This window comes from Desulforamulus profundi (assembly GCF_002607855.1).
In genome coordinates this window covers 1-11,582 of record NZ_AWQQ01000005.1, presented here as the reverse complement: position 1 = coordinate 11,582, position 11,582 = coordinate 1, and the positions used below count along the sequence as shown (strand labels likewise).

General features: G+C 51.8%; 13 protein-coding genes and 2 pseudogenes. 2 read left to right on the top strand and 13 right to left on the bottom strand.

All coding sequences use genetic code 11. The annotated features are described in order from the left end of the window. The 4 genes and pseudogenes from lepA to P378_RS00415 all read right to left on the bottom strand — a co-directional run. Window positions 1-923: pseudogene (gene lepA, locus P378_RS00430) on the bottom strand (translation elongation factor 4); the annotation flags it as partial. Window positions 924-1,004: 81 nt separating this feature from the next. Then, window positions 1,005-1,388, bottom strand: coding sequence for an HMG-box domain-containing protein (locus tag P378_RS00425; protein ID WP_099081884.1), 384 nt, complete (start codon window positions 1,386-1,388; stop codon window positions 1,005-1,007). A 70-nt stretch (window positions 1,389-1,458) separates the two neighbouring features. After that, a complete protein-coding gene (gene spoIIP / locus P378_RS00420) occupies window positions 1,459-2,649 on the bottom strand; it encodes a stage II sporulation protein P (protein WP_238472670.1) in 1,191 nt (396 codons plus the stop codon). Window positions 2,650-2,782: 133 nt separating this feature from the next. Next, on the bottom strand, window positions 2,783-3,106 hold the full coding sequence (locus P378_RS00415) for a phage holin family protein (RefSeq protein ID WP_180260908.1): 324 nt from the start codon (window positions 3,104-3,106) through the stop codon (window positions 2,783-2,785). A gap of 134 nt (window positions 3,107-3,240) precedes the next feature. Here P378_RS00415 and rpsT point away from each other — a divergent pair, with 134 nt between their 5' ends. Further along, window positions 3,241-3,507, top strand: a complete 267-nt coding sequence (gene rpsT, locus P378_RS00410) for a 30S ribosomal protein S20 (RefSeq protein WP_099081883.1) — start codon at window positions 3,241-3,243, stop codon at window positions 3,505-3,507. Between the two features lie 61 nt (window positions 3,508-3,568). On the opposite strand, the gene holA is transcribed toward rpsT, so the two are convergent. Beyond that, a complete protein-coding gene (holA, locus tag P378_RS00405; protein WP_099081882.1) occupies window positions 3,569-4,621 on the bottom strand; it encodes a DNA polymerase III subunit delta in 1,053 nt (350 codons plus the stop codon). Further along, window positions 4,622-4,941 (bottom strand): annotated as a pseudogene (locus P378_RS00400) (MTH1187 family thiamine-binding protein). It abuts the gene before it with no gap. A gap of 129 nt (window positions 4,942-5,070) precedes the next feature. Here P378_RS00400 and P378_RS00395 point away from each other — a divergent pair. After that, on the top strand, window positions 5,071-5,859 hold the full coding sequence (locus P378_RS00395) for a DUF1444 family protein (RefSeq protein WP_099081886.1): 789 nt from the start codon (window positions 5,071-5,073) through the stop codon (window positions 5,857-5,859). A gap of 67 nt (window positions 5,860-5,926) precedes the next feature. Here P378_RS00395 and P378_RS20315 read toward each other — a convergent pair whose 3' ends face one another. The 7 genes from P378_RS20315 to P378_RS00370 form a co-directional block, all read right to left on the bottom strand. After that, window positions 5,927-6,193, bottom strand: coding sequence for a ComEC/Rec2 family competence protein (locus P378_RS20315; RefSeq protein ID WP_238472669.1), 267 nt, complete (start codon window positions 6,191-6,193; stop codon window positions 5,927-5,929). Beyond that, on the bottom strand, window positions 6,100-8,178 hold the full coding sequence (locus tag P378_RS00390) for a DNA internalization-related competence protein ComEC/Rec2 (RefSeq protein WP_238472668.1): 2,079 nt from the start codon (window positions 8,176-8,178) through the stop codon (window positions 6,100-6,102). Before P378_RS00390 ends, P378_RS20315 begins: the two co-directional genes overlap by 94 nt. Then, on the bottom strand, window positions 8,175-8,324 hold the full coding sequence (locus P378_RS20310) for a hypothetical protein (RefSeq protein WP_238472667.1): 150 nt from the start codon (window positions 8,322-8,324) through the stop codon (window positions 8,175-8,177). Before P378_RS20310 ends, P378_RS00390 begins: the two co-directional genes overlap by 4 nt. Window positions 8,325-8,326: 2 nt before the next feature. After that, on the bottom strand, window positions 8,327-8,974 hold the full coding sequence (locus tag P378_RS00385) for a lytic transglycosylase domain-containing protein (protein ID WP_180260907.1): 648 nt from the start codon (window positions 8,972-8,974) through the stop codon (window positions 8,327-8,329). Window positions 8,975-9,011: 37 nt separating this feature from the next. Beyond that, window positions 9,012-9,644 carry a ComEA family DNA-binding protein gene (locus tag P378_RS00380; RefSeq protein ID WP_099081881.1) on the bottom strand — a complete coding sequence of 211 codons (633 nt, stop codon included), beginning with the start codon at window positions 9,642-9,644 and terminating at the stop codon, window positions 9,012-9,014. 364 nt (window positions 9,645-10,008) lie between these two features. Then, a complete protein-coding gene (locus P378_RS00375) occupies window positions 10,009-10,701 on the bottom strand; it encodes a DUF421 domain-containing protein (RefSeq protein WP_099081880.1) in 693 nt (230 codons plus the stop codon). Between the two features lie 110 nt (window positions 10,702-10,811). Continuing rightward, window positions 10,812-11,582: class I tRNA ligase family protein (locus tag P378_RS00370; RefSeq protein ID WP_143338376.1), on the bottom strand; the 771-nt coding region annotated here is incomplete at its 5' end.

The window sequence follows — 11,582 nt, the reverse complement described above, 5'->3', positions numbered from 1 at the left end:
GGTATCCACCGGGTACAAGCCGCAGAACACCATCGGAGTCACCTTGCGGTAGCCCGGCAGCGGTTCCGGCGCCGGCTTTTGGGCGGAGGTAACGGTGTCACCCACCCGCACATCCTGAACGTTCTTCATACTGGCGGCCACAAAACCAACTTCGCCGGTACTGAGCTGGTCCACGAAAATCATATTGGGGTTAAAAACACCCACTTCGGTGACCTCGAATTCCTTTTGTGTCGCATCATACGGATGCGCATCCCTGGCTTGAGGGTTCCCTGAACAATTCGAATATAGGCAATGACCCCTCGATAGGCGTCATAGTGGGAATCAAAAATCAGGGCCTGCAGGGGGGCATTGGGATCACCCTGCGGCGGGGGAATCTTGGTGACCACCTGTTCCAGGATCTCGTTGATACCAATGCCGGTTTTGGCCGAAGCCAGTACGGCCTCGGAAGTGTCCAAGCCGATTACGTCCTCGATTTCCTGCTTTACCCGCTCCGGTTCGGCACTGGGCAGGTCAATTTTATTAATGACCGGGATAATTTCCAGGTCATTTTCTAATGCTAAATAAACATTGGCCAGGGTTTGGGCTTCAATCCCCTGGGAGGCGTCCACAACCAGCAGGGCCCCTTCACAGGCTGCCAGGCTTCGTGAAACTTCATAGGTAAAATCTACGTGACCGGGAGTATCAATCAAATTCAGCTGGTACTCTTCCCCGTCGGAAGCCTTGTAAAAGAGGCGGACCGCCTGCAGCTTGATGGTAATGCCTCTTTCCCTTTCTAAATCCATTTTATCCAGCACCTGCTCAGTCATTTCCCTTTCACTGAGGGCGCCGGTCTGTTCTAATATTCTATCAGCCAGGGTGGATTTACCGTGATCAATGTGTGCTATAATGCAAAAGTTTCGAATACGATTTTGGGGCGTTGCCATTCATACTCCCTCCTACTCCGAAAAACGACATACTCTTTCATTATAGCACCGGTTAAGCCTTGCTTCAACTTGTACAAGACGCTAGATCCGTTCTTTTACCCACTGGTGTACCGCCCTGACTTTCTCGGATTCCCACCAGGCATTCCACGGTTCCTGCATCACCTTTTTAACGTTGGCTACTTCCTCAATTAAACGGGGATCTGATTTTACCTCCTGCAGCTTTTGTTTTGCCACAAGCAGGTAGCTGTCAGCCCTGTTTTTAACGGCCGGGATATCCACTGCCAGGGTTTCTCCCAAAAGTTCAATTTGAACAACACCGGAATCCTTCTCGAACAGTTTGAATAAATAAACCGGCCGGTCCGGTAAAACAATATCATTGAACTGTTTGTTGGAAGTATATACCCCCAGTCCCACTACCGTAAAAAAGGCGCACAACGCAACCAGGAACAACAAATTTCTCAACATAAAACCAGGCACCTCCCCACTATAAGGATGTGCCTTTCTGCAAATGGCTATACATTTTTTTCCAGTTTGGTCAGTGAACACTTTCTTTTGGATGAAAAGGAGGGACGGGCTGGGCGTGCCTTTCTTCGGAGCGGTTTTCCTCCTCAGCTTCCGGGTCTATGGTTTGCTCATCCTGTGTTTTCCCGGGGATATTTTCTTCCTTCTTTAGGGTCTCCCTTGTTTTTACTTCTTCCTGCACCAGCTTTGCCAGGGCATCCGCCAGCATTTCCCCGCTGGCCACCGCCTCTTCCAGGGAATTGTTGTCGGTACCTATCTCCAACAAAACAGCCCCGGGGTGTAAAAACTGGTTATAGCGCCCTTCCTTAACCCTGACCCCCAGGCACAGACCCGGGTACAGCTCATTCATCTTGGCTGCCAGGCGGCAGGCAAACCGGTAATTTTGCTTCCAATTGGGAAAGGGCAATCTGGCATCGGAACCAATAATGATTAAGATAGGTGCTATTTTTTGCCCTTTCACTTCCACCAGACTTTCCTCGCGGGACCGTCCTGCATCCCGGTGGATATCCAGCATGGCAATCATGTGCGGGTTCTTTTCTGCCATTTCCGTGGCGGTTTTTTTCGATTCCAAGTAGGAAGTGGCATACCGGGCATCATGAATCCGGTCTGAAAGGACAACCCGGATGGCATGTTTGTCTTCCAATGTTTTTTGTACTGCCCTGGCGACTTTAACCACGCCACCCTGTTCGCCGGTTAACCGGTCGGTGCCGTCCGTCAGGGAATAGGTCTCTCCGGTATGGGTGGTATAAATTCCCACCAGTACCTCTTGACTTACCTTTTGTTCGAGCTGTGGATCTTCCGGTATTGCAGAATCCATGGCAACCACCGACACCTCCGGTGGACTGATCTGACCCAACAGCGGTATTTGGGCCCGCAGCATGCCGGCAGGGTTCAGATCAATGCGGGTAATTCCCGCCAGCCAGGACAACAGCGCCCGGCCGGGACTTTCCATTTCCTCGGGAGTATCCTGCCAGGACAAAGCAGGCATGGAGGCCAGTACCATTCCTTTGGGGTCCTGAAATACCTTGCAAACCAGCCAATCCACTGAATCAGCCAGCATTCTCCTGGGCGCCTCATCTCCCAGCCGGAAACCGCTGTGCAAAAGTACCGCCAGAAGCAAGCCGATCAGCACGATGGAAAGGATGGAGGCGGTTCTCTTTGTCTTAACTCTGATTCCCCGATAGCACCTGTAGATAAAAATCACCCCCCGCCGGGGCTTGTATAGTTAAGAATATGCCCGGCAAAAGGAGGGTATGTTTAACGTTCCCTTTAAAATTCATTTGGCAGCATGAAAAAAAGAAACCATACCTGGCCGGTAGGTTTCTTGAAGGTTTTTGCTATCGAACAACGGTGGGTACGAAGGCATCAATGAGACCGATAATAAAGGCTGAAATTAATGCACCAAACAGGCTGACGCTGAGTAAGTTAGGAATAATAAATTGGGCCAGATAGATGACGACCGCTGCGGTAACAAAGCCAACCAGGCCACGTCTTTGGGGAGAAACCCGTTCACCCAGTAAACTTTCGGCTATGTAGCCTAAGACCGCAATGACCACAGCAGCAATCAGAGCGCCAATGAAGCCACCATGCACTACAAAACCGGGAGAAAGCCAGCTTACCACGATTAACACCAGGGCTGCAACAATGAACCTGACAACCATTCCTAACAAAATAATCACCTCCTATAATGAATTCTGCAGTTATCATTCACCAAAAAGGGTTATGATATACGAAAGCTGCTTGCATTTTAAATTTGAGCGTGGTAAAATACTGCTTGTTGGGGAGGTGAGAAAATTTGCCTAATATTAAGTCTGCTGCTAAGCGGGTTGAAATTGCACGGAAGCGTACCATTCGAAACGCCAGTATTAAATCCGCTGTAAAAACCGCCATTCGCAAATACGAAGAAGCTTTAGTAAATGCCAGCCAGGAACTGGCGCAGGCTGCTCTGCGTAAAGCCCTGGTTGCTCTCGATAAAGCTGTTACCAAAGGCGTTTTACACAAAAATGCCGCAGCCAGAAAAAAATCTCGCCTAACCAAGCGGTTCAATAAAATTGCTGGCTAATGATTAAAACCACCCTGCCGGGGTGGTTTTTTACGTACTGTTTAGACAAACACCGGCATACTTACAGCCGGCTAAACTTAATCAAGGTAGTTTCGATGGCCGGCAGGAAATCCTGCTGGCCTTTTTTGATGTCCGCATCAATGCCTGCCATCTGTTCCAGCGCCCACTCCAGTTTCCGGGAGCCGCTTTTCCTGGCCTGATGCAGCGCCTTCCTGACTACGAAATCATGGAGGCCCAATTTTCCGGCCACTTCCCTTTCGGGGCAGCCTTCCCGGACCAGTGCGTCCACCTGAATGGCGATGCGAAGTTGACGGGCCAGCATGGCCAAAATTTTCGGGGGCTGTTCCTTCATGGCCAGCAGCTCCCGAATGCCGGTCAGTGCATTGGAGGTATGGCCGGCCACAGCCTCATCCACCACGGTAAAAATATTTTGCTCTACATTTGTTACACCCACCTGCCGGACATCCCGGAGGGTGATTTCCGGTTCCTCTCCCAGGTAACGGAGGAGTTTTTCTGCTTCGTTTTCCAGGTTCAACAGTCCCAATTTGCCATTGGCCTCCACCAGTGCCCTGGCCGCTGCCGGGTCGATCTTTTTACCGGCGGCTTTTATCTTCTGGGCCAACCAGGAAACCATTTCCGCCGGTTTCAAGGCTTTAAATTCAATGGCTTGTCCCGCGGACCCAACGGCTTTAAAAAGTTTCTTTCGACGGTCCACAGCGTCCCCGGTCATGAACACCAGGCAGGTGCTGGGTGAAGGGTTGCTCAGGTAATCCAACAGGGGTGCTTCTTTTCCCCCTGTTTTATGATCCTCTTCTGCCCGCTCCCCGCCGTCCCTGGCTTTACCCTTTGCCGAAAACCAGGGGGTATTTTTGACAATAACCAGTCTCCGTTCCGCCATAAAGGGCAGATTTTCAGCCAGGGACACCACAGTAAACGGTTCCGTTTCTTCACCGTCCACAACATCCAGGTTAAAATCCGCCGCCTGGGGAAGCAGCACTTCCTTGAATTTCTCAACGATCTTTTCTTTCAGGTATTCTTCTTCCCCGTAAAATAAGTAGACCGGGGACACCTGTCCCCTGGCCAGGCTGTTCATCAGTCCTTTGTAATATTCCATTTAGTCCGTGCCACCCGGTGTGATTAATTTTGTTTCTACCGAAGCAACCTTTCCTTGCATGGTGCCTTCCTTGTCTCTCCGGTCATCAATGCGGATGGTGGTGCTGACCCTTGTGGCCCCTGCCAAAAAAGGCTGCTCATGCATTTGGCGGACCAGTTCCATGAGCTGGGCAGATCCCCTTCAAGAACTGTTCCCATGGGGGTCAATTGGTATTTAACATCCTCCGCCTGTTCCAAAACCCTCACACAGCCGGCCACAAAACTGCTTAAACTGGTGCTGCCGGTGCCCAGGGGAATGACCGTGACTTCCACCAACGCCATCTTAAAAACCACCTCTCTTGGAATTCTCTCGCATATATTTCTACTAAAGTTATTATATTACAGTAACATACAGTTCACAAACCGCTTCATTGCATGTACCTGTTAGGATAGGGGGTCTGAACAAGCTTGATGGACCGGCAAACCTTTCGCAAAACGGTTTCTGAATATATTTTGGATGCTGTACCCAAGTCTTTAATTTATAATTTAGATTATTTTGCCATTCGAATGAAAAAAGGAGAATACTGGATTGATTTATCCTTGGAAAATTTCTACAGGGGATACTGCCGGCAGCGTGCCCCTGTGCGGCCCAGATACATCGCAAAGGTCCTGGCGCCCTTTATTAAAGATCTCCGGCGGGAAAGAGGCATCAGTCATCTTGATGTAAAGGAGAACCTCCACAGGCTGTATCCCCTGCTGGTGGGACCCCAGGACGCCAAAGGAATTGTTACCGACCCTTTAATTGGTGAACTGTCTATGGCTTACGTCCTTGATGAAGGGATGAGAATCTTTTTCCTGGACCAGCAGACAGTGAAGCAGTTGGGTTTTAGTATGGAAAAAATATACCGGATTGCGCTGCGTAATTTCTTCCGCGACCTGGTAAAACCTCTGCAAGTTTTTGATGAAAGCAGGAAGATTTATGGCTTTAACTATGGTGATACCTATGACTCCAGCCGGTTACTTGCATTGCTTTTGACACCCGCAAAACAGGGATTGTCCCCCAAGCAACGGGTCCTGACCATGGTGCCAAACCGGGATGTGGTCATGCTTTTCTCCCCCGCTGACCAGGCTGTGCTAAGGCAGGCTTTTATGATTGGACACAGTAGTTTTATCAATAACCCCTATCCCATCAGTGGTTCGGTATATGAACTGCATAACGGGATCATAAAAGAATACCAGGGGCTTATAAACCATAACTAGACAAACGCCCCCGCTCCGCCTTTGAAAGCTAAAACAAAGGAAATCTGCGTGGTTAGTATTTCCTTTTTTATTTACCGGTTTTAATCTTCCACTTGACACCCTCTGTGGTTAAAATCACCGCCCCCTGCCGGTCCGTCCGGTAGATTTTGCTGTTGAACTCCTGGAGGGCTTCCAAAGTCTTAGGGGAAGGGTGGCCGAAACGGTTGTTGGCCCCTGCGGAGATGACCGCAATCTCAGGGCTTACCCGGATGAAGAAGTCGGGATGAAAATACCCGCTGCCGTGGTGAGGTACTTTAAGAATTTCTGCTCCGGGGATTTGATCCCTTTGGAGCAAGTCCTCCTCTGCCTCTGTCTCAATGTCTCCGGTGAACAGCGCCGTTCGGCCTGGTAATTTAATAAAAGCACCAGACTGTTGTTATTGGCGTCCGACCGGGTGCCGGAGTAGGTTTCTGCCGGGGATAAAAATTTCATGGCTACCAGGGAATCAATCTTCAACCGGTCCCCGGACCTGGCTGCACGTAGCAGAATCCCCTGCTGTCGGATTTCATTCAATAAGACCTCGTACCCTTCATCCACCTGATCTTCCTCCTGCAATCCGTAGGGCGACACCACCACCATGTCCACCGGCATGGATTTGATCACCGCCCGGGCTCCACCGGCGTGGTCCGCATGCGGGTGGGTGATGATCAATACATCCAGGTGATTAATCCCCAGCCTGTGCAAGTAGGGCACCACCACCTGGTTTCCCGCTCCCCTGCCGGTGAGCAGCTCATCCCGCCAGCCACCGGCGTCCACCAGAACCGTGCCTTGATTGGGTGTAACGATGAGGGTACTGTCTCCCTGGCCCACATCGATAAAATGCAGCTCCAGCCTGTTATTGATTGGCCAGGCCAACCAGGCAACAGTCAGCAGGAGGAACACCAAACAGCCGAGGCCTATTCTATGGCTGCGCCCTTTTACAACGGCGTCCCCCAGGATGTGTTTTAACTTATCCTGCCACCGGGGGCGCCGCAGCAGTTCAAAAACACCCACCAGCAGGAGGTAATAAAGGAATACCAGCCACAGGGGTGGAGCCGGGATGTACCGTGCCGCCCCGGGGAGAGCGCTGCAGAACTGCACCAGCCAGAGGAACAGGTCCGTAAGCAGTCCTGTGCTAGCATTGATAAAGCCGGCCAGGGGGAGGAAGATTACTCCAACCGGCAGGGAAATCCCGCTAAACAGCATGATAAGGGCTACCAGGTAGGCGGTTAGCAAATTGGCCAGTACGGAAACCAGCGACACCAGGTTAAAATACAGCACCACCAGAGGCAGTGTGGCCAACTGGGCGGCCAGGGGCACAGCAATCAGCAAAGAGAAAGTCCTGGGGAGCCTGGGAAAGAGCTGCGTCATTACCGGTGTTAAATAGAGCAAACCCCAGGTGGCGGCAAAGGAAAGTTGAAATCCGATATCATATAAATCCAGGGGATTGACAACCAAAATCATTCCCGCCGCGGCAGCCAGGGTGGTGGGCCAGTCCTGCTGCCGTCCCAGGTGATGGGCCAGCAAAAGCAGCACCGCCATGATGGTGGAGCGAAATACCGCCGGCCCCAGCCCGGTCATGATGGCATAAAAGATCAGTGCCGGGATGGCCACCCAGGCGGTAAAACGGGTGGGGATTCTCATGAATCGCAGCAGGGCCAGCAGGATTACGGTTACCAGACCCACATGATACCCGGACACGCTAAGGATGTGGACCAGCCCGGTTTCGTTGAAAGCCAACTGTACTTCCTGAGGGATCTCCCCCCGGGTGCCGAACAGGATGCCCTTGACCACCGCCGCATTGGTTTTGGTCATGGTTTGGTCAAAGATCCTCTCCAGGGCACTCCGCAGCCCGTAGGCGGTCCGCAGGACAGGATTGCCGCCGCCGCCCAGGTACCTAACTTCCCTGGCATCCTGCACCGTAAGGGTGGCGGCGATACCCTGCCTGTTTAACCAGGCCCGGTAATCGAAGGCGCCGGGATTGCCCGGCGGGTCCGGAACACCAAGCAACCCCGTCATTTCCAATAGATCACCGTAGTGATACACCCTGCCCTGGCCCTTTATCTTGACCCGGAGGACGCCGGTGGTGGGTTTCATCTCATGGTTATGGGCAATTGTCCTTAGTTCCAGTTTATAAAATACTGCCTCCGGACGAACATCCGGTCGATCTATGACGGTACCCACCAGCCGCACACTCTTACCCTTGAAGGCAAGCATCGGCGATTCCACCGCCGCCAGTTTCATAGAGGTCAGGACCATCCCCAGGGCGACGCAGACGCAAAAAAGGGCCCAGGCATTCACACGCCAGGCCTCAAGATCCCTATGCCCGCCATGGTAAGGGCGAAAACCGCTGCCATCATGGCAGCAGCGACATCAATTCTGCTTACTGTAGCACCGATGATCCCAATCATCAGGGCCAATACCAGAAAAACCAGCGGTCGTTGCATGTTTAGCCACCCGCATAATTGCGCCGGTAACCGGTAACGGTTTTAATATAATGAAGGGTTTCCTGATAGGGAGGCACACCCCCGTGCCGGTCCACCGCTCCGGGCCCCGCATTGTAGGCGGCCAGAGCCAGTTCCACATCCCCATTATATTTATCCAGCATCGATTTCAGGTAGCGGACTCCCGCATCAGCATTTTGTTCCGGGTCATAGGGGTTGTCCACCCCCAGGCCCCTGGCAGTGCCCGGCATCAACTGCATCAAACCCATGGCGCCGGCCTTGGAAGTGGCGCCGGGGTTAAAGCCCGACTCAGCCCTGGCCACCGCTTTACAGAGGGCCGGGTCCACCCCGTGCCGCAAGGCCGCCTTTTCTACCAAGGCTTCATATTCCTTGGAACCCCGGGCAGCTAGAAAAGACGCCGCCGCTGCCCGGGCCGAGGCCTGGGCTTGCCTTTTCGGCAGGTAGGGGACCTCCGCCAAACGAACGGTGGGTTTAAGGTCAAGGGCTGCATTGGCAGAACCCGTTTCGGAGGCGATCAACCGGGCCAGCAGCAGGGAAAACTCCCCGGAATTCTCCCTGGTTTCATTCATGCCAATCATGCTTGTTTCCATTGCCTGGAGTCGGATTAACTGGGCCAGCAAACTTGCTTCCATGAATTCACATCCTGTATGATTGATCTGACGGCACCGGTTAGTGAACGGTGATCCTGTGCTGCAGGTCGGCATATTTTTTATCACCAATGCCGGAAACATTTTTTATATCCTCGATGGTTTGAAAGGGCCCGTTGGCCTGCCGGTATTGCAGAATTCTTTCCGCCAGGGCCGGGCCGATGCCGGGTAACGTGTCCAACTCCGCCGCACCGGCCGTATTAATATTCACCAGTCCGCTGGACCTGGCGGGTGGCGTGGCCTGCAAACTGGACACCGCTGCATTGCCGGGAGCCTGTACTTGCATGGTCTGTGAAACAACATTTTGTCCGGGTGCCTGCTGCTCCATTTTTCTGGGGACCACCAGCTTCTTTTGGTCTTTCAAAATTTCTGCCAGGTTAAGTGCACTTAGATCTGCATCCGGCAAAGCCACCGCCTGTTCAATGACATCGTTCACCCTGCTGCCGGAGGGCAGTTTATAAACGCCCGGTTTCTCCACCGCTCCATCCACATGCACCACCGGGCCGGTCTCCTCATGGGTGGCTTCTGCACTGGATGGGCCCACCAGCTCAACCTCTTTCTTTTCCCGGTGGGCAAACTGGTAACCGGCAGTAAAAAGGACCACTGCCACAATGATTAAAATAAGGCCTTGTTCCTTACGGCCCAAATTTAACATTGGTGTCTTTCCTCCTAAAAACTTCTCAACCGGACTTCATGGTTATTTCTATTCATAATGACAATTTCCTGCTAAAAAAACCATAATTTGATTAAAATAGCATTATGATATACTACCTCCTGCCACGGTATTTTTGAGTAGAATAATTCGTACTATATATTCAGCTGTACATAAACATAATGGAAAAGGAGACACCAATAAGACGGTGTCTATCTTACTACTCCTAGATCACTTAGTTACCGGAAAACAAAATTTATCCAGCCGGTTTTCTGATCATTCTGATATAATCAACTAAATAGTAACTAATACGCTAGAACCATTTTTAAAAGGTCTGACCTCCTTTGAGATCAGACCTAAAAGTTTATTAACTCATTCTGTCGTCATTCTGGCAATCAATCATCAGCTGCCCCCGGGTATTCAGGGTGGCCAGTAAAACCTTTTTGGAGTGAAGGCCTTTTTCGGCAAGTTTTTCTTTAAGCCATTCTTCATCGAGGTTCACTTTGCTGAGGTTCTCTTTCATCACATCCCCGTCCATGACCAGCACCGTGGGCAGCCCCTCGTACTTGGTGGATATTCCCAAATCATCCGGGGTGACCGGTCTCTTTTGGGAGCGGGGTATCACGCTTAACCTGCCGGAGGTCTCCAGAATGGCATACTCCACGTCCTCAATATCATAAAAACCCTTTTCCCTCAGCTGGCTTAACAGGTCGTCCAGGTTGTATCGGGAGGAACGCATTTCGTGCTTTAACAACCGCCCGTTTTCAATAATAACCTGGGGTGAGCCGTATAATATTTTACGTAAGGGTCGATTAATCAGGGTTAAATAGGAAAATCCTACTTCCAGCAGTCCAAGGGTGACGATGGGAATAATGCCATGCCAAATCGGGATCTCCGTGGACTCCATCGGGATCGCCGCCAGTTCGGCCAGGATAATGGCAACCACAAAGTCAAAGGAAGAAAGCTGCCCGATCTCCCGTTTTCCTGTCAGCCTGACAATCACCAGAACTGCCAGGTAGATTACCACTGTGCGCCAGACATGCGGAAACAGTTCTTGCACAACTTTCACCTCCGTGGGCATACACGTTTTAGTATGCGTCGGGAATGGAAGTATATGCATTGTTGTTAAAACCAAAACGAAAGACACCGGTCAGGGTGTCTTTTGCCTGTTTATTTTACTACAATGTTTAACAGCTTACCCGGCACAGGGATTACCTTGATTACCTGTTTGCCGGCGATTAACTCCTGCACCGGTGCCAGATCCATCAAATACTGCTGCATTTCGGCCGCATTCATGTTGGCCGGAATGTGCAGGCGCTCCCGCACCTTACCGTTTATTTGAACGACAATCTCTACCTCGTCTTCCACCAGGGCGGCAGGATCGTATACCGGCCAGGGCTGCCGGTGCACACTGCCCGGGTGGCCGGTAGCTTGCCACAGTTCTTCGGCGATATGGGGCGCAAAGGGCGCCAGCAGGATAATGGTGGCATTGACGGCCTCGGCCAATACAGCGGAATCGCGTTCCACCTCTGCCACCTTGTCACGGTAGGTGTGAATGCCGTTCACCAGTTCCATGATGGTGCTGATGGCCGTGTTGAAATTAAAGCGTCCGCTGACATCCTCGGTCACTTTTTTAATGGCGTAATGGGTTAACCGGCGCATTTCCTTGTGAACGCCCACAAAGGAAGACCCCGGGGCAACGGCCGGGGCGGCGGCCACCTGGTCTTTAACGGAGTAAACCAGACGCCAGACCCGGTTGAGAAAACGGTTACTTCCTTCAACGCCCCGGTCGCTCCATTCCAGATCCCGTTCTGGCGGGGCGGCAAACAGGATAAACAGTCTGGCGGTATCCGCGCCGTAGCGGTCGATAATTTCCTCGGGACTGACCACATTGCCCTTGGATTTGGACATCTTGGCGCCGTCCTTTAAAACCATCCCCTG